Annotated in this window: 14 protein-coding genes; 13 read left to right on the forward strand and 1 reads right to left on the reverse strand. The window is 70.1% G+C overall.

Features of this window, described 5'->3' with window-relative positions; genetic code table 11:
• Positions 1–41 precede the first annotated feature (41 nt).
• On the reverse strand, positions 42–986 hold the full coding sequence (locus FDM97_RS06590; protein WP_137989315.1) for a hypothetical protein: 945 nt from the start codon (positions 984–986) through the stop codon (positions 42–44).
• A gap of 138 nt (positions 987–1,124) precedes the next feature.
• Between FDM97_RS06590 and FDM97_RS06595 the strand changes: the two genes are divergently transcribed.
• From FDM97_RS06595 to FDM97_RS06655, 13 genes are all read left to right on the forward strand, one after another.
• Positions 1,125–3,746 (forward strand): valine--tRNA ligase, encoded by a 2,622-nt coding sequence (locus tag FDM97_RS06595; RefSeq protein WP_137989316.1) that lies wholly within the window; start codon positions 1,125–1,127, stop codon positions 3,744–3,746.
• 136 nt (positions 3,747–3,882) lie between these two features.
• Positions 3,883–5,007, forward strand: coding sequence for a sensor histidine kinase (locus FDM97_RS06600; protein WP_254705520.1), 1,125 nt, complete (start codon positions 3,883–3,885; stop codon positions 5,005–5,007).
• Positions 5,008–5,178: 171 nt separating this feature from the next.
• Complete coding sequence (gene folC / locus FDM97_RS06605) at positions 5,179–6,696, forward strand: bifunctional tetrahydrofolate synthase/dihydrofolate synthase (RefSeq protein ID WP_137989318.1); 1,518 nt, start codon at positions 5,179–5,181, stop codon at positions 6,694–6,696.
• 5 nt (positions 6,697–6,701) lie between these two features.
• Positions 6,702–7,079 carry a DUF4233 domain-containing protein gene (locus FDM97_RS06610; protein WP_137989319.1) on the forward strand — a complete coding sequence of 126 codons (378 nt, stop codon included), beginning with the start codon at positions 6,702–6,704 and terminating at the stop codon, positions 7,077–7,079.
• Positions 7,080–7,187: 108 nt separating this feature from the next.
• Positions 7,188–7,601 carry a nucleoside-diphosphate kinase gene (ndk, locus tag FDM97_RS06615; RefSeq protein WP_137989320.1) on the forward strand — a complete coding sequence of 138 codons (414 nt, stop codon included), beginning with the start codon at positions 7,188–7,190 and terminating at the stop codon, positions 7,599–7,601.
• A 285-nt stretch (positions 7,602–7,886) separates the two neighbouring features.
• Positions 7,887–8,906: a rod shape-determining protein gene (locus FDM97_RS06620; RefSeq protein WP_017239313.1), complete on the forward strand. Its 1,020-nt coding sequence runs from the start codon at positions 7,887–7,889 to the stop codon at positions 8,904–8,906.
• 128 nt (positions 8,907–9,034) lie between these two features.
• Complete coding sequence (gene mreC / locus FDM97_RS06625) at positions 9,035–10,054, forward strand: rod shape-determining protein MreC (protein ID WP_137989321.1); 1,020 nt, start codon at positions 9,035–9,037, stop codon at positions 10,052–10,054.
• Positions 10,051–10,716, forward strand: coding sequence for a rod shape-determining protein MreD (gene mreD / locus FDM97_RS06630; protein ID WP_137989322.1), 666 nt, complete (start codon positions 10,051–10,053; stop codon positions 10,714–10,716). The genes mreC and mreD overlap by 4 nt, the downstream gene beginning before the upstream one ends.
• Positions 10,717–10,748: 32 nt before the next feature.
• Complete coding sequence (gene mrdA / locus FDM97_RS06635; RefSeq protein ID WP_137989323.1) at positions 10,749–12,941, forward strand: penicillin-binding protein 2; 2,193 nt, start codon at positions 10,749–10,751, stop codon at positions 12,939–12,941.
• Positions 12,942–12,945: 4 nt separating this feature from the next.
• Entirely contained in the window at positions 12,946–14,145 is a 1,200-nt protein-coding gene (rodA, locus tag FDM97_RS06640; RefSeq protein WP_137989324.1) for a rod shape-determining protein RodA, read from the forward strand.
• A gap of 47 nt (positions 14,146–14,192) precedes the next feature.
• A complete protein-coding gene (locus FDM97_RS06645) occupies positions 14,193–15,707 on the forward strand; it encodes a CYTH and CHAD domain-containing protein (protein ID WP_137989325.1) in 1,515 nt (504 codons plus the stop codon).
• Between the two features lie 50 nt (positions 15,708–15,757).
• Positions 15,758–17,686, forward strand: coding sequence for a TIGR03960 family B12-binding radical SAM protein (locus FDM97_RS06650; protein WP_137989326.1), 1,929 nt, complete (start codon positions 15,758–15,760; stop codon positions 17,684–17,686).
• Between the two features lie 87 nt (positions 17,687–17,773).
• A complete protein-coding gene (locus FDM97_RS06655; RefSeq protein WP_137989327.1) occupies positions 17,774–19,093 on the forward strand; it encodes a hypothetical protein in 1,320 nt (439 codons plus the stop codon).
• The last annotated feature ends 30 nt before the right edge of the window (positions 19,094–19,123 follow it).

Below are 19,123 nucleotides of genomic sequence, written 5' to 3' on the forward strand. Positions count from 1 at the left end.
TGATCCGCAAGGGATCTGCAGGGCCCCGTCCGATTTCAGCCTCAAACCTTGCTGCGGGACGCCTTGTAGTGCTGGGCCGTGAGTTCGGCGACCTGGTCCAGAGTGGCGCCCTGGCCGCCGGTCATCATCGTCGAGAGGTCGATGGCGTTGACGACGCCGACGGTGCTGTAGTCCGCCCAGATGCAGGTGGGTACCGTGAACGCCTTCGGGCCGGGAGTGGTCTCCGTCGAGGTGCTCTCCAGCTTGAGGTTCTGGCACTTCATCAGCGCGCCCTCGAAGCCGGCCGGAGTCTTGCTCTCGGGGCTGCCGACCGGCGTCACCTTGATGTCCTCGGACTTGCCGCCCTGGTTCTTCTCGTAGTTCGCGAACGCGGCGTCGATCGCCTTCTCCGGGTCGGCGACCTCGCCCCACATCCCGTTCAGGCTCATGCTCTTGCCCTTGAGCGGGTCGGAGGAGTCGCCGGACTTGTAGGAGGCCTGAACCGACTTCGGGTCCTTGATCCCCATGGCGTCGGCGGCGATCTTCTGCTCGGAGGTCAGTTCGCCGCTCTTGTCGGCGCCCTCCTTCTTGTACTCACCGATCGTGGCCGCAGGGGTGATCTTGTACCCCTTCGTGTCGGCTGCCACGTCGCCGTTCCCGCCACCCGCGGTGAAGTACCACGCGCCACCGGCGATCAGCGCGAGCGCCACGACCGCGCCGCCGATGATCAGGCCGGTGTTCTTCTTCGGAGCGGCCGGCGGGGGCGGCATGTAGCCGCCGGGGCCCTGCGGGGCGCCGTACGGGGGCTGCTGGCCGTAGGGGCCGGGCTGCTGGGGCTGCTGCGGGTAGCCGTACGGCTGCTGCGGCGGCACACCCTGGGGCGCCTGCTGCGGGTAGCCGTAGCCGGGCTGCGGCGCTTGCGGCGGCTGACCGTAGGGACCGGGCTGGCCGTACGGTCCGGGCTGCTGAGGCTGACCGCCGTACGGACCCGGCTGGTTGTAGCTCATGGACAGGTTCCCCTCACAGGATGTTTATGCGTAACGAACATCCTGTCGGAAGCCTTGGCCCGCAGGGGCGGCGGGGGGCACACCGTTACGGAACAATCGAGTTTCAGGACAACCCCACGGCACCCCTAAACTGACCCCGTGACCGAGAACACTCAGCAGCAGCCAGCAGCCAACCCCGAACTGCCGACCCAGTACGCGCCGGCCGAAGTAGAGGGGAAGCTGTACGAGCGCTGGGTAGAGCGCGGTTACTTCGAGGCGGACGAGAAGAGCGACAAGCCGCCCTACACCATCGTCATCCCGCCGCCGAACGTCACCGGCTCGCTCCACCTGGGCCACGCCTTCGAGCACACGCTGATCGACGCCCTGACCCGCCGCAAGCGGATGCAGGGCTACGAGACGCTGTGGCAGCCCGGCATGGACCACGCCGGTATCGCCACCCAGAACGTCGTCGAGCGCGAGCTCGCCAAGGAGGGCAAGTCCCGCCACGACCTGGGTCGCGAGGCGTTCGTCGAGCGCGTCTGGCAGTGGAAGGGCGAGTCCGGCGGGCAGATCTCCGGTCAGATGAGGCGCCTGGGTGACGGCGTCGCCTGGTCCCGTGAGCGCTTCACCATGGACGAGGGGCTCTCCCAGGCTGTCCAGACCATCTTCAAGAAGCTCTACGACGACGAGCTGATCTACCGCGCCGAGCGCATCATCAACTGGTGCCCGCGCTGTCTGACGGCCATCTCGGACATCGAGGTGGAGTACCAGGACGACGACGGCGAGCTCGTCTCCATCACGTACGGCTCCGGTGACACGGAGATCGTCGTCGCCACCACCCGCGCCGAGACCATGCTCGGTGACACGGCCGTCGCCGTCCACCCGGACGACGAGCGGTACAAGCACCTGGTCGGCACCGAGATCGAGCTGCCGCTCACCGGCCGCCGTATCCCCGTCGTCGCCGACGAGCACGTCGACCCCGAGTTCGGCACCGGCGCCGTCAAGGTGACGCCCGCCCATGACCCGAACGACTTCGAGATCGGCCAGCGGCACAACCTGCCGAACATCGCCGTCATGGACGAGCACGCCATCATCACGGCCCACGGACCCTTCCAGGGCCTGGACCGGCTCGAGGCCCGCTCCGCCATCGTCGCCGCGCTGCGCGCCGAGGGCCGGATCGTCGCCGAGAAGCGTCCGTACGTCCACTCCGTCGGCCACTGCTCGCGCTGCAAGACCACCATCGAGCCGCGCCTGTCGATGCAGTGGTGGGTCAAGGTCGGCCCGCTCGCCAAGGCCGCCGGCGACGCGGTCCGCGACGGCAAGGTCAAGATCCACCCGCAGGAGATGGAGAAGCGGTACTTCGACTGGGTCGACAACCTGCACGACTGGTGCATCTCGCGCCAGCTGTGGTGGGGCCACCGCATCCCGGTCTGGTACGGCCCGAACGGCGAGATCGTCTGCGTCGGACCGGACGACGAGGCGCCGACGGGCGAGGGCTGGCACCAGGACACGGACGTCCTGGACACCTGGTTCTCCTCCGGCCTGTGGCCGTTCTCCACGCTCGGCTGGCCGGAGCGGACCGACAGCCTCGCGAAGTTCTACCCGAACTCCGTCCTGGTCACCGGCTACGACATCCTCTTCTTCTGGGTCGCCCGGATGATGATGTTCGGCCTGTACGCGATGGACGGCACCCCGCCGTTCCACACCATCGCCCTGCACGGCATGGTCCGCGACCAGTTCGGCAAGAAGATGTCGAAGTCCTTCGGCAACGCGGTCAACCCGCTGGACTGGATGGACCAGTACGGCTCCGACGCCGTCCGCTTCACCCTGGTCAACGGCGCCAACCCGGGTGTCGACGTCCCGATCGGCGAGGACTGGGTCAAGGCCTCCCGGAACTTCGCCAACAAGATCTGGAACGCGACCCGCTTCGCGCTGATGAACGGCGCGACCGTCGAGGGACCGCTGCCCGAGCCGTCGCAGATGTCCGCCACGGACCGCTGGATCCTCTCCCGGCTCAACAAGACGGTCGCCGAGGTCGACGCGTACTACGACGACTACCAGTTCGCGAAGCTCGCCGACACGCTCTACCACTTCGCGTGGGACGAGGTCTTCGACTGGTACGTCGAGCTGTCGAAGACCACGTTCTTCGCGGGCGGCGAGCAGGCCAAGGTCTCCGGCCGCGTCCTCGGCGAGGTCCTTGACGTGATGCTGCGGCTGCTCCACCCGGTCGTCCCGTTCGTCACCGAGACGCTCTGGACCACGCTCACCGGCAAGGAGTCCGTCGTCATCGCCGACTGGCCGGTCGACTCCGGCTTCCGCGACGAGGTCGCCGAGAAGGAGATCGAGCTCGTCCAGCAGGTGGTCACCGAGGTCCGCCGGTTCCGTTCCGACCAGGGTCTGCAGCCCGGCCAGAAGGTCCCGGCCCGCCTGGAGCTGACCGGCACCGCGCTCGCCCCGCACGAGGCGGCCATCCGCCAGCTGCTGCGGCTCCAGCCAGAGGGCGAGGGCTTCTCCGCCACCGCCTCCCTGCCGGTCGCCGGGGCCACGGTCGCGCTCGACCTGTCCGGCACGATCGACGTGGCGGCGGAGCGCAAGCGCCTCGCCAAGGACCTCGCGGCCGCGGAGAAGGAGAAGGCGCAGGCCAACGGGAAGCTCGGCAACGAGGCGTTCCTGGCGAAGGCGCCGGACAACGTGGTCGAGAAGATCCGTACGCGGCTCGCCAAGGCGGACGAGGACATCGCCCGTATCCAGGCGCAGCTGGAGCGGCTGCCGCAGGCGTAAGCAGGCACAAGCGCTGATGAGGGGCCCGGAACCGGTCGGTTCCGGGCCCCTCATGCATGTCCGGAGTGTGTGATATCACGCCACTTGGGGCAAGAGTCTGCCGATATGGGCCGAAGGACCTTGGATGATGGAGCGCATGCTCCGTCTCAGCTGCGTGGACCGGTGGGCCGCATCGCCGCGCGCCCTGGACGTCATCGCCGCGCTGAGCGCCTTCGTGCTGATGTTCCTGGACGTGCCAGGGCTCGACCGTTCCACCGACAACCCGCTGAACGGGTTCACCGCGACGCTCGTGCTCGCGGCGGGCGCGGCCACGCTGGTGCTGCGGCGCAGGGCGCCCTGGGTGCCGTACGTCGTGGCGCTGTTCCTGATGGGCTGGCTGCACGAACTGACGATGATTCAGTTCGCGCTGTACTCGCTGGGTCGTTTCCGGGGCCGGCGGGTCGCGGTCCTCGCGACCGTGCTGTACGTCGCCACCGCGTACACCTTGTTCCACACCTCCCTCTGGCCCGTTCCGCACGGCGACGAGCTCAGCGACTTCCTGAGCCTCGTGATCCCGATCGGGGTCCTCGCCTCGGCCGTCGGCATCGCCGCGTACCGGCAGGACCTGGTCCGCGCCCTGGAGTGCCAGCGCGCCGAGGCCGCGGCGCGCCAAGCCGTGCAGGACGAGCGGATCTCGGTCGGCCGGGACGTCCACGACCTGGTGGGACGGGAGCTGACGGTGCTCGCCGTACGGGCCGAGGTGCTCGCGGTACGGGCCAGGGGCGAGGAGCACCAGAAGGGCTTCGAGGAGCTCGCGGACACCGCGCGGCGGGCCCACCACATGCTGAACGAGACGATCGTGCGGCGGGCGGACGGGGGAGCGGGCACCCCGGGGCTCGAAGGGCTCTGCGCGCTGGCGGAGGAGAGCGAGCGGATGGGCAGCCCGGTCGCCCTCACGGTCGCCGAGGAGGCGAAGGCGCTGTCGCCGCTGCGGCAGACGGCCGTCCACCGGGTGGTCCAGGAGTGCCTGACGAACGCGGCCAAGCACGCGCCGGGCCTGCCGGTGACCGTCTCGATCTCGGTGGCCGGCCGCGATCTGCGCATCGAGGTCCGCAACCCGCTCCCCAAGACCCCGCCGGACCGCGCGCCCGTCTCGACGGGCACGGGCCTGTTCTCCATGGAGGAGCGCGTCACCAGCATGGGCGGCACGCTGTCGGCCAAGGCCGACGGGGACGTGTACCGGGTGACGGCCCTCCTCCCGACGGGCTTCGCGCGGGCGTAGCCCGAGGCGGCCGGCCGGCCGACCGCGGCCGACCGCGGCCGGCCGCGCCGGCCCGGCGCGTGGGGCGCGTGGGGTGCGTCGGGCGCCTGGGCGCTTCGCCGCGCGGTGAGGCGAACGTCCCGAATGGGGTGGGTCCCAGGTCCTGTCGGTGCCCCTCCGTAGACTGGGTGCGTGAGTGAGCCCCGCGACCCGTTCGACGCCTCCGAAGCATCCGACGCGTTCGACGACATCGTCGACGCCGAGACCGACCGTGACCCCGACCTGGCGGTGATCGAGGCCGGCAGCCGCACGCTGCGCGCGCAGGCCGGTCCGCCCCAGGGCGACCCCGTGCCCGCCCGGCCCGCCGACCCCGAGGTCGACAAGGCGCTGCGCGAGGTGGAGACCGAGCTGGCGACCCGCTGGGGCGAGACCAAGCTGGAGCCCTCGGTGACGCGGATCGCGGCGCTGATGGACGTCCTCGGCGAGCCCCAGCGCGCGTACCCCTCGATCCACATCACGGGGACCAACGGCAAGACGTCCACGGCCCGGATGATCGAGGCCCTGCTCGCCGCGTTCGACCTGCGCACCGGCCGGTACACCTCGCCGCACGTGCAGACGATCACCGAGCGGATCAGCCTGGACGGCGGCCCGATCTCCGCCGAGCGGTTCATCGAGACGTACGAGGACATCAAGCCGTACGTCGAGCTCGTGGACTCCCGCCAGGAGATCCGGCTCTCCTTCTTCGAGGTCATCACCGCGATGGCGTACGCGGCCTTCGCCGACGCCCCGGTGGACGTGGCGGTCGTCGAGGTCGGCATGGGCGGCGCCTGGGACGCCACGAACGTCATCGACGCCTCGGTCGCCGTCGTCACCCCGATCGACCTCGACCACACCGACCGGCTGGGCGAGACCCCGGGCGAGATCGCCGGCGAGAAGTCCGGGATCGTCAAGCAGGGCGCGACCGTCATCCTGGCCCAGCAGCCGGTCGACGCCGCCCAGGTCATGCTGAAGAAGGCCGTCGAGGTCGACGCCACGGTGGCCCGCGAGGGCATGGAGTTCGGCATCGTCTCCCGCGACATCGCGGTCGGCGGCCAGCTGCTCACCCTGCGCGGACTCGGCGGCGAGTACGAAGAGATCTTCCTGCCGCTGTACGGCGCGCACCAGGCGCACAACGCGGCGGTCGCCCTCGCGGCGGTCGAGGCGTTCTTCGGGATCGGCGCGGAGCACGCCCGCACCCTGGACGTCGACACGATCCGCCGCGCCTTCGCCTCCGTGGCCTCCCCGGGCCGCCTGGAGGTCGTCCGCAGCTCCCCGACGGTGATCCTGGACGCGGCGCACAACCCGGCGGGCGCGCGGGCGACGGCCGACGGCATCAGTGAGTCGTTCGGCTTCTCCCGGCTCATCGGCGTGGTCTCCACCAGCTCCGACAAGGACGCCAAGGGCCTGCTCGAGGCCTTCGAGCCGATCTTCGCGGAGGTCGTGATCACGGCGAACTCCAGCCCCCGCGCGACGGACGTGGACGCGCTCGCGGCGCTCGCCGTCGAGGTCTTCGGCGAGGACCGGGTGGTCGTCGAGCCGCGCCTGGACGACGCCATCGAGGCGGCGATCACTCTCGCGGAGGAAGAGGACGAGTACGCGGGCGCGGGTGTGCTGGTGACCGGTTCGATCTTCACGGTCGGGGATGCCCGGCTGCTGCTCGGAAGGCGCTGAATCCGATGCGTACGCTCTGTGCCTCGACGCTGATCGGCGAGTTCTTCGTGATCGGCTTCGCCGGGCTCGTCGCCATGAAGGACGCCAGCCTGTCGACGTCCACGGTCTGGTGGGTCTGCGGCATCGCGATGCTGCTGTCCGTGCTGCTGTGCGGCATGCTCACCCGGCCGGGCGGTGTCCAGCTCGGCTGGGCGCTGCAGATCGCCCTGATCGCGAGCGGCTTCGTGGTGCCGGTGATGTTCATCCTCGGCGCGGCCTTCACCGCCCTGTGGTGGGCCTCGATCCACTACGGCGCCAAGATCGACGAGGCGAAGGCCCGCTGGGCGGCCCAGACCGAGGCGCAGGACGCGGCGGGGGCCGAGGCGGGGGCCGAGGCGGGCTAGGCCCATCGGCTCGCCCCATCGGCAGGGCTTGACGCTGCGTAATCGGCGGCCGTGCGGGCCCTGTAGCCTCAGAGGCCCGCACACCGTATTTCGTAAGGAGTCTCTACCGTGAGCCAGCGCACGCTCGTCCTGCTCAAGCCCGACGCCGTCCGCCGTGGCCTGATCGGCGAGATCATCGGCCGTATCGAGCGCAAGGCGGGCTGGACCATCTCCGCGCTCGAACTGCGCGAGCTGAGCCAGGACACGCTGGAGCAGCACTACGGCGAGCACAAGGGCAAGCCCTTCTACGAGCCGCTGATGGGCTTCATGCAGTCCGGACCGGTCGTCGCCCTGGTCGTCGAGGGCGAGCGCGTCATCGAGGGTCTGCGGACCCTCGCGGGCCCGACCGACCCGATCGCCGCGGCCCCCGGCTCCATCCGTGGAGATTTCGGGACCATCGTCCGGGAGAACCTGATCCACGCCTCGGACTCCGAGGAGTCCGCCATTCGGGAACTGAAGATTTTCTTCCCCGGGCTGGCCTGACCCGAGGCTGACCCGGTGTCAGCCATCCACAGCAACATCCTGGGGCGACCGACGTAATTTCGGTCGCCCCCGGGCATATGAACGACACGACCGGGAACGCATCGCAGCGTCCTGTCGTCACCTGTACAGAGGTGGACCACCGCGCGGTATCCGTGTGGGCGGCACTACGATGGAAAACTCCACGCCGCAGCATCCGAAACACCCACCACCTCGCCGACCTGAGAAGCCGTCAACGCTCCAATTGGGAAGGCCCGACGCATCCTCATGGGAAACAAGGGGAACTCAATGTCGTTCATCGGCCGTGACATGGCTGTCGACCTCGGGACCGCCAACACGCTGGTGTACGTCAGGGGTCGAGGCATCGTTCTGAACGAGCCGTCCGTTGTCGCGATCAACACCAACACCGGCGGCATCCTGGCGGTCGGCGCCGAGGCGAAGAAGATGATCGGCCGGACACCCGGCAACATCGTCGCCGTCCGGCCCCTGAAGGACGGCGTGATCGCCGACTTCGAGATCACCGAGCGCATGCTCCGCTACTTCATCCTCAAGATCCACAAGCGCCGCTACCTGGCCCGTCCCCGGGTCGTCGTCTGCGTGCCCTCCGGCATCACCGGAGTGGAGCGCCGCGCCGTCATCGAGGCCTCGACCCAGGCCGGCGCCCGCCAGGTACACATCATCGAGGAGCCCATGGCCGCGGCCATCGGCTCGGGCCTCCCCGTCCACGAGGCCACCGGCAACATGGTCGTCGACATCGGCGGCGGCACCACCGAGGTCGCCGTGATCTCACTGGGCGGAATCGTCACGGCACAGTCGATCCGGGTGGCCGGCGACGAGCTCGACAACGCGATCATCCAGCACATCAAGAAGGAGTACTCGCTCCTCCTCGGTGAGCGCACCGCCGAGCAGATCAAGATCACCATCGGCTCGGCGTACGACCTCGACAAGGACGAGCACACCGAGATCCGTGGCCGTGACCTCGTCTCCGGTCTGCCCAAGACCGTGGTCATCTCGGCCGCCGAGGTCCGCAAGGCCATCGAGGAGCCGGTCAACGCGATCGTCGACGCCGTGAAGACGACGCTCGACAAGTGCCCGCCGGAGCTCTCGGGTGACGTGATGGACCGCGGCATCGTTCTCACGGGTGGTGGCGCCCTGCTGCGCGGCCTGGACGAGCGGCTGCGCCGCGAGACCGGGATGCCGATCCACATCGCCGAGGACCCGCTGGACTCGGTGGCGCTGGGCTCCGGCAAGTGCGTGGAGGAGTTCGAGGCCCTGCAGCAGGTCCTGGACGCACAGCCGCGCCGATAACAAGTGCGCAGCTTTTCGCTCGACGTCCGCTGTACGGGTGGCAAGACCCCCCGTACAGCGGATCGTTGATATAACGACACAAACCGCACGGAACAACCGAACCAAGAGGAAAGGCACGGCCGCCGCACGTGAGGGACACACGAGAGAGCCGGCTGCTCCTGGTGCTGCTGATCGCCATCGCGTTCGCGCTGATCACGGTGGACATCCGCGGCGGCGAGGAGTCACCGGTCGACGGCGCCCGGCAGGCAGCCGCCGCGGTCTTCGGGCCGGTCGAGAACGGCGTCGCGGCAGCCGTCGATCCCATCGGCAACGCCATAGGAGCCGTACGGGACTCCGGCGAGCGGCACAACCGGATCGCCGCCCTGGAACGCGAGAACGCCGCCCTCAAGGCCAAGCTCGGCAGCGACGACCGCAACCGCAGCCGCCTCCGCGAGCTCGACACCATGCTCAAGACGGCCGGAGCCGGGCAGTACGGCATCAAGGCCGCCGAGGTCATCGCCATAGGAGCGGCCCAGGGCTTCTCCTGGACCGTCACCATCGACGCCGGCGCCAACGACGGCATCACGCGGGACATGACCGTGCTCAACGGCGCCGGTCTGGTCGGCCGCGTCACCACCGTCGGCCCCTCCACCTCGACCGTGCTCCTCGCCAACGACCCCGACTTCACCGTCGGCACCCGGATGGAGAAGACCGACGAACTCGGCTTCGCCACCGGCCAGGGCGACCGCCCGCTCCTCGTCCAGCTGCTCAACGGCAAGGCGAAGGTGAAGCCCGGTGACCGGCTCGTCACCTTCGGCTCGCAGGGCGACAAGCCCTTCGTGCCCGGCGTCCCGGTCGGCGAGATCGTCCGCGTCGACCCGTCCGGCGGCGGCCTGACCCGTAACGTCTACGTCCGCCCGTACGTCGGCTTCACCAAGCTCGACATCGTCGGCGTCGTCGTCCAGGCCCCGCGCACGGACCCCCGCGACATGGTCCTGCCCCCCAAGCCGAAGCCCGCGCCGACCGTCACCGTCACGGTCACCCCGCCGCCACCGGACGGTCAGCAGGCCGGCGATCCGGCCGATCCCCAGCCGGGCAGACCGCAGGACGCGGAACAGGACGCGGGACAGAACGCGGCACGCAACGAAGAGGAGGGAGTGACACCGTGAAGTTCAACCGGATTCTGCTCTCCACCACACTCGTCGTGGTCGCCCTGGTCATCCAGGTCTCCGTCCTCGCGCGCCTCCAGCTCCCCGGCGCCGTACCCGACCTCGTCCTGCTGACCGTCCTGGGCCTCGCACTCGTCTACGGGCCGGTCAGCGGCTCCCTCATCGGCTTCGGGGCCGGCCTCCTCGCCGACCTCGCGCCGCCCGCCGACCACGCCGCCGGCCGCTACGCCCTCGTGCTCTGCGTCATCGGCTACCTCGCCGGACTCGCCCGCCCCGACAACGGCCGGCTCAAGTCCGCCAGCGGCCCGATGGCCGTGGTCGTCGTCGCCGCCGTCGGCACCACCCTGCTGTACGCGGGGGTCGGCGCCCTCGTCGGCGACACGGCCGCCCGTCACGTCGGCCTCGGCTTCCTGCTGTTCACGGCGGCCGTCTACGACCTCCTCCTCGCGCCGTTCACCGTGCCGCTGATCATGGCCCTTGCCCGGCGCGCCGAGAACGACCCGCTCGCCGAGGCCACCGCGGGCGGCACCGACGTCGCCTCCGGCTGGCTCTCCTCCGGCACCGGCCTGCGGATCGGCAACCAGCGCGGCGGCCTGCGCGTCAAGGCCGCCCGCACCAGAGCCTCACGTGCCGGACGCATCAAGGGAGTCAAGCGCCTGTGAACGAGCGACCGTAGCCAGGGGGAACCGGCAGCATGAGCAACATCCCGGAGACCGGGCGGACACCCAGGGTCCAGATCCGGCTCGTCGTCATCCAGGTCCTCGTCTTCTCCCTCCTGCTCACCCTCGGCGGACGCCTCTGGTACCTCCAGATCCGCAACGGCAAGGAGTACACCGAGGAGGCCAAGGGCAACGGCGTCCAGCGCGTCGTCCAGCCCGCCGTGCGCGGCTCCATCCTCGACGCCCGCGGCGTCCCGCTCGCCGACAACGAGACCCGCCTCGTGGTCTCCGCCTCGCGCACCGAGCTGATGAAGATGAAGGACGACGGCAAGGCCGTCCTCACCCGCCTCGCAGGAGTCCTGGGCATGAAGCCCAAGGACGTCATGGACAAGGTCCGGCTCTGCGACTCCGAGACGCCGCAGCCCTGCTGGAACGGCTCGCCCTACCAGCCGATCCCGGTCACGGACGAGGCCACCACGCAGCAGGCGCTGACGATCCGGGAGAGCTCCGAGGACTTCCCCGGCATCACCGCCGAACCCACCGCCGTCCGCCGCTACCCGGCCCTCGGCAACGCCCGCACCGCCCAGGTCCTCGGCTACCTCTCGCCCGTCACCGACGAGGAGATCCAGAAGGCCAAGGACTCGGAGTCGCCGTTCCTCCGCTCCGACCAGGTCGGCCGCTCCGGCCTTGAACGTACGTACGACAAGGAGTTGCGCGGCAAGGCGGGCGTCACCTCGTACGAGGTCGACAAGCTCGGCCGCGTCATGGGCCAGACCGAGGCCGACCCGGGCGTGCCCGGCTCCACCCTCGTCACCAGCATCGACGCCCGGGTCCAGGCCGTCGCCGAGTACGAGCTCCACCAGGCGATGAAGACCGTCCGCCAGGAGACCGACAAGATCACCGGCCGTAAGTACGAGGCCGACGCGGGCGCCGTCGTCGTCCTGGAGTCCAGGACCGGCCGCGTCGTCGCGATGGCCTCCCAGCCCGACTACGACCCCAACGCCTGGGTCGGCGGCATCTCCGGCAAGGACTACGCCGCGCTCACCAGCAAGGAATCCAACTACCCGCTGCTCAACCGGGCCATCCAGGGCCAGTCACCGGCCGGCTCCGTCTTCAAGGTGGTGTCGGCGAGCGCGGCCGTGCGGGCCGGCTACGACTTCGACGACAAGTACAACTGCAGCGCCTCGTACAGCATGGGCAACCGCAGCTTCGCGAACTTCGAGTCCAAGGGGCACGGCCCCATCACCCTCGGCGACGCCCTCAAGTTCTCCTGCAACACCGTCTTCTACCGTCTCGGCCACCAGGAGTGGCAGCGCGACGGCGGCCTCAAGCCGAACAAGAACGCCAACGACTGGTTCTACCGGACCGCCCGTGACTTCGGATTCGGCTCCGAGACCGGCATCGACGTACCGAACGAGGTCAAGGGCCGCATCCCGGACCGCCAGTGGAAGAAGAGCTTCTGGGAGGCCAACAAGGACTCCTGGTGCAAGCAGGGCAAGAAGGGCGGCACCTACGTCGAGCAGATCGCCTATGAGAGCTGCCTCGAAGGCAACCAGCTGAAGGCCTTCGACAGCATCAACTTCGCCATCGGCCAGGGCGACGTCCTCATCACCCCCATCCAGTTGGCCACCGCCTACGCCGCCATCAGCAACGGCGGAACCCTCTACAACCCCACCATCGGCAAGGCCGTGATCAGCCCCGACGGCAAGAAGGTCCAGGAGATCAAGCCGCAGGCCCACGCCAAGCTGCCCGTCGACGCCGAGACGATCCGCGACCTCGACAAGGGCCTGCGCTCCGTCGTCGAGCCCGGCGGCACCGCCGCCTGGCGGTTCGGCGGCTGGCCGCAGGACAAGATCCCGATGCACGCCAAGACCGGCACCGCCCAGGTCTACGGCAAGCAGACCACCTCCTGGTTCGCGACCTACACCAAAGACTTCACGATCGTCATGACGATCTCCCAGGGAGGCACCGGCTCCGGCGCCTCCGGCCCCGCCGTGCGCAACATCTACGACGCCCTCTACGGCCTCGACGACGCGGGCAACCAGGACCTCAAGCGCGCCCTGCTGCCCCAGCCGCAGAAGGCGCTGCCGAAGATCCAGCCCGACGGCTTCATCGAGGCGCCCGAGATCAAGCCGTACGACCCGGAGTCGCAGAAGGTCGACCCCGCCAAGCAGGGCGACGGAGAACTGCCGCTCGCGGGCCCGCCCCCCGTCTGGCAGAGGGACTGACACCATGACCGCACCCCACGGCTTCTCCGTCTCCCGGTACGCCCCCGCACGCGGGCCGCTCGCGAAACTCACCGCCCGCGACTCGGTGATGCGCCGGCTCGACTGGCCGATGCTGCTCTCCGCGCTCGCGCTCTCCTTCATCGGCACGCTGCTCGTGTGGTCCGCGACCCGCAACCGCACCGAGCTCAACGGCGGCGACCCGTACGCCTTCCTGTTCCGGCACACGCTCAACACCGGCATCGGTCTCGCCCTGATGATCGGCACGATCTGGCTCGGCCACCGCACCCTGCGCGGCGCGGTACCGATCCTCTACGGCATCTCGATCGTGCTGATCCTCGCCGTCCTCACCCCGCTCGGCGCGACCATCAACGGCGCGCACGCGTGGATCGTGATCGGCGGCGGCTTCTCGCTCCAGCCCAGCGAGTTCGTGAAGATCACGATCATCCTGGGCATGGCGATGCTGCTGGCCGCCAAGGTCGACGCGGGCGACCAGGTGCACCCCGACCACCGCACCGTCGCCAAGTCCCTCGGCCTCGCCGCGCTGCCCATGGCCATCGTCATGCTGATGCCGGACCTCGGCTCGGTCATGGTGATGGCGGTCATCGTCCTCGGCGTCCTGCTCGCCTCCGGAGCCTCCAACCGCTGGGTCCTCGGCCTCATCGGCGCCGGCGTGACGGGCGCGGTCATGGTCGCCGTACTCGGACTGCTCGACGAGTACCAGATCAACCGCTTCGCCGCCTTCGCCAACCCGGAGCTCGACCCGGCAGGCGTCGGCTACAACACCAACCAGGCGCGGATCGCGATCGGCTCCGGCGGACTGACCGGCACGGGCCTGTTCAAGGGCTCCCAGACCACCGGCCAGTTCGTCCCCGAGCAGCAGACGGACTTCGTCTTCACGGTGGCGGGGGAGGAGCTCGGCTTCCTCGGCGCCGGACTGATCCTGGTGCTGCTCGGAGTGGTGCTGTGGCGGGCCTGCCGGATCGCGCGCGAGACGACGGAGCTGTACGGCACGATCGTCGCGGCCGGGATCATCGCCTGGTTCGCGTTCCAGTCCTTCGAGAACATCGGGATGACGCTCGGCATCATGCCGGTGGCGGGCCTCCCGCTGCCGTTCGTGTCCTACGGCGGCTCGTCGATGTTCGCGGTATGGGTGGCGATCGGACTGCTCCAGTCCATCAAGGTGCAGCGGCCGATGACCGCATAGCCCAAGGCGGTCTGCCGTTTCGTTCACTTCGCGTCTAGATTCGATTCATGGCGGAGACGAAGCGCGAGATCGAGCGGAAGTACGAAGCCACGGAGACGCCGGAGCTCCCCGACCTCACCAGGGTCCCGGGGGTCGCCGCGGTCCTCGACCGGGGCGTCGCCGAACTCGACGCCGCCTACTACGACACGGCCGACCTGCGGCTGGCCGCCGACTCCCTGACCCTGCGCCGCCGCACGGGCGGCGAGGACGCGGGCTGGCACCTCAAGTTCCCGGTCGCGTCCGGGATCCGCGACGAGATCAGGGCCCCGCTGGCCGACACCCTCCCGGAGGAGCTGGCGCGGCTGCTGCGCTCCCGGGTCCGCGACGAGGACGTCGTCCCGGTGATGCGCCTGCGCTCCTCGCGGCAGGTCCACCACCTGGTGGGCGACGGGGAGGAGCTGCTCGCCGAGCTGTCCGTGGACACCGTCCGCGCGGAGCGCCTCCCCGAGGGCCCCGGTACGTCCTGGACGGAGATCGAGGTCGAACTGGCGGACGACGCCGACCCCGCCGTGCTGGACGCGGTGGAGAAACACCTCAAGAAGGCCGGGGTACGGCCGTCGTCGTCGGCGTCGAAGCTGGCGAGGGCGATCGAGGAGACGGGCGGGACGCCGTCCGCCGGGGAGGGCGGGGCGGGGGACGACACCGCCGGCGGCCGGGTCCTCGCGTACGTACGGGAGCAGGCCGACGCGATCGTCGCGCTCGACCCCGCCGTCCGCCGCGACCTGCCCGACTCCGTCCACCAGCTGCGCGTCGCCTGCCGCCGTATGCGCAGCGCCTTCAAGACCTACCGCAAGGTCCTCGACCGCACCGTCACCGACCCCATCGGCGAGGAGCTCAAATGGCTCGCCGGCGAACTGGGCGTCGCCCGTGACCAGGAGGTCCTGATCGCACGGCTGAACGCCCGGATCGACGAGCTCCCCGACACCCTGGTCCTCGGCCCCGTCCGCGCCCGGCTCCAGGCCGAGGCCGCCTCCCACGGCGAAGAGGCCCGCACCAAGGCGATCGACGCCCTCGACTCCGACCGCCACCTGGCACTGCTGCGCACCCTCGACACCCTGCTCGCCGACCCGCCCCTGCGCAAGGCCGCCGCGCAGGACCCGGAAGACGTCCTCGCCGACGCCGTCCTCAAGGACTACGACCGCCTCGCCCGCCGCGTCGAGCACGCCCTCGCCCTGCCCGCCGGCCACGACCGCGACCTCGCGATGCACGAGGCCCGCAAGGCCGCCAAGCGCGCCCGCTACGCCGCCGAGGCCGCCAGGCCCACCCTCGGCAAACCCGCCAAGCGCTTCGCCAAGCGGATGAAGGCCGTCCAGAGCCTCCTCGGCGACCACCAGGACAGCGTCGTCGCCCGCGACGCCCTGCGCACCCTCGCGATCCAGGCCCACGCGGCGGGGGAGTCCGCCTTCACCTGGGGACTCCTGTACGGGCACGAGGAGGCCGCCGCGGCGGCACGGGAGCGCGAGCTGCCGGAGGTCTGGGAGAAGGCGTCCGCCCCGAAAACGAGGGCGGCACTGACCCACTGAGCACCGGGTACGCTTGAGAGTCGCCCCCTGCCAGCTCACGAAGGTTCGAGATGTCTGCTGCCGAGTCTGTCTTCCCGCAGCTCGAAGCTCTGCTTCCGCACGTGCAGAAGCCGATTCAGTACGTCGGTGGAGAGCTGAACTCCACGGTCAAGCCGTGGGAGTCCGCCGACGTCCGCTGGGCGCTCATGTACCCGGACGCGTACGAGGTCGGCCTGCCCAACCAGGGCGTCATGATCCTCTACGAGGTACTGAACGAGCGCGAGGGCGTCCTCGCCGAGCGCACCTACAGCGTCTGGCCGGACCTCGAAGAGCTGATGCGCGAGCACGGCGTCCCGCAGTTCACCGTCGACAGCCACCGCCCCGTCGGCGCCTTCGACGTCTTCGGCCTCAGCTTCTCCACCGAGCTGGGCTACACCAACATGCTCACGGCCCTCGACCTGGCGGGCATCCCGCTGGAGTCGAAGGACCGGACCGTCGACCACCCGATCGTGCTCGCCGGAGGCCACGCCGCCTTCAACCCCGAGCCGATCGCGGACTTCATCGACGCGGCGATCATCGGCGACGGCGAGCAGGCCGTCCTCGACATGACCGAGATCATCCGCGCCTGGAAGGCCGAGGGCCGCCCCGGCGGCCGCGAGGAGGTCCTCCTCCGTCTCGCCAAGACCGGCTCGGTCTACATCCCCGGCTTCTACGACGTCGAGTACCTGCCGGACGGCCGGATCGCCCGCGTCGTGCCCAACCGCTCCGGCGTGCCGTGGCGCGTGTCCAAGCACACCGTCATGGACCTCGACGAGTGGCCCTACCCCAAGCAGCCGCTGGTCCCGCTCGCCGAGACCGTCCACGAGCGGATGTCGGTGGAGATCTTCCGCGGCTGCACCCGCGGCTGCCGTTTCTGCCAGGCCGGCATGATCACGCGCCCCGTGCGGGAGCGAAGCATCACCGGCATCGGCGAGATGGTCGAGAAGGGTCTCAAGGCGACCGGCTTCGAGGAGGTCGGCCTCCTCTCGCTGTCCTCCGCGGACCACACCGAGATCGGTGAGATCGCGAAGGGCCTCGCCGACCGGTACGAGGAGGACAAGATCGGTCTGTCCCTCCCCTCGACCCGCGTCGACGCCTTCAACGTGGACCTCGCCAACGAGCTGACGCGCAACGGTCGTCGCTCCGGTCTCACCTTCGCCCCCGAGGGCGGCTCCGAGCGCATGCGCAAGGTCATCAACAAGATGGTCTCGGAGGAGGACCTCATCCGGACCGTCTCGACGGCGTACGGCAACGGCTGGCGCCAGGTGAAGCTGTACTTCATGTGCGGCCTGCCGACCGAGACGGACGAGGACGTCCTCCAGATCGGCGACATGGCGGTCAAGGTCATCGCCGAGGGCCGCAAGGTCTCCGGCCAGAACGACATCCGCTGCACGGTCTCCATCGGCGGCTTCGTGCCCAAGCCGCACACCCCGTTCCAGTGGGCCCCGCAGCTCTCCGCCGAGGAGACCGACGCCCGCCTGGAGAAGCTCCGGGACAAGATCCGCGGCGACAAGAAGTACGGCCGCTCGATCGGCTTCCGCTACCACGACGGCAAGCCCGGCATCGTCGAGGGCCTGCTCTCGCGCGGCGACCGCCGCGTGGGCGCGGTCATCCGCGCGGTGTACGAGGACGGCGGCCGCTTCGACGGCTGGCGCGAGTACTTCTCGTACGACCGCTGGATGCAGTGCGCGGAGAAGACGCTGCCCACCATGGGCGTCGACGTCGACTGGTACACCACGCGCGAGCGCACCTACGAGGAGGTCCTGCCCTGGGACCACCTGGACTCCGGTCTCGACAAGGACTGGCTCTGGGAGGACTGGCAGGACGCGCTGGACGAGACCGAGGTCGAGGACTGCCGCTGGACGCCGTGCTTCGACTGCGGTGTCTGCCCGCAGATGGACACGCACATCCAGATCGGCCCGACGGGCAAGAAGCTGCTGCCGCTGACGGTCGTCAAGTAGCGCGTCCGGTAGCCCATTCCGGTAACACTCCGGCGACGGCCCGGTGCGAGGGGAAACCCTCCACCGGGCCGTCGCGTCATTCCCGGCATGAGCATGGAGAAGGCCCAGCCCCGCCCGCCCGAGCCGGAGGGCTGTCTGACGGCGTTCATCAGGATTCCGGTGCGGATCGTGGTGCTGGTGGTCGTCGTCCCCGTCCGGATGGTGTGGGACGTGCTGGTGGTCTGCGCGCGAGCCGTCGAGCGGGCGCTGCTGCGTCCGCTCGGGCGCGCCCTGGCCTGGATCGGCACCCAGCTGCTCGCCCCGCTGTTCCGGGGCGTGGCGACGGTCGCGCTGTGGCTGGGCAAGGCGCTCTTCGTGTGGCCGTGGGTCGCGCTGTGGCGGTATGTGCTGGTGCCGGTGGGTCGGTACGGGGTCGCGATTCCCTCGGTGTGGCTGTACCGGGAGGTGCTGACGCCGTTGGGTCAGGGTCTGGTGTGGCTGCTCCGCCGGGTGGGCGTGGCGTTGTTCGTGTGGCCGTGGGTCGCGCTGTGGCGGTATGTGCTGGTGCCGGTGGGTCGGTACGGGGTCGCGATTCCCTCGGTGTGGCTGTACCGGGAGGTGCTGACGCCGTTGGGTCAGGGTCTGGTGTGGCTGCTCCGCCGGGTGGGCATGGCGCTGTTCGTGTGGCCGTGGGTCGCGCTGTGGCGGTACGTGCTCGTGCCCGTCGCCCGGTACGGGATCGGGGGTCCCGTCGTCTGGGCGTACCGGTGGGTCCTCGCCCCGCTGGGCAGGGGGCTCGACTTCCTGGCCGTCGGCCTGTGGCGGTACGGCATCGCGATCCCGTCCGTCTGGCTGTACCGGGCCGTGCTCACCCCGCTCGGACACGCCCTCGTCCAGCTCGGCAGGGCCCTGTTCGTATGGCCGTGGGTGGGGCTGTGGCGCTATGTCGTCGTGCCCGTCGTCCGGTACGGAATCGTCGCACCCCTCGTCTGGCTGTACCGGCGCGTCCTCGTACCCCTCGGGCGGGAGATCGCCGACGCGTTCCGGGTCTGCTGGCGGATCGCCGGGTACATCTCCCGGGCCGCCGGCCGGGCGCTCAAGTGGGTGGCCTGGAACCTGGCCGGGCGGCCGGTGCGCTGGTTCTACCGCTCCGTCTGCACCCCCGTCGGGCACTGGGTCCGCGACCAGGTCTGGGCCCCGGCCAAGCGGGCCGCCGTCGAGGCCGGACGCGCCGCCCGGGCCGCGCTCGCCTCCGCGCGCGAGACCGTGCGCCGGGCCCGCCAGGACGCGTGGCACGCGTTGGTCGGCGGACCCCGGGTGACCGAGCCTGGGGAACCGGTGGTGGCCTCTACGCGTACTCTGGGTAGTACAACAACCGCCTCCGGCGCGGCGCCCGCACCCGAGATCTCCCTGCGAAAGCGGGGGTGAGCCGGTCGGGACCCCCAGAGGCCACCCGCA

Origin of the sequence: Streptomyces vilmorinianum, assembly GCF_005517195.1 — a bacterium.
In the GTDB taxonomy this organism is placed as follows: domain Bacteria; phylum Actinomycetota; class Actinomycetes; order Streptomycetales; family Streptomycetaceae; genus Streptomyces; species Streptomyces vilmorinianum.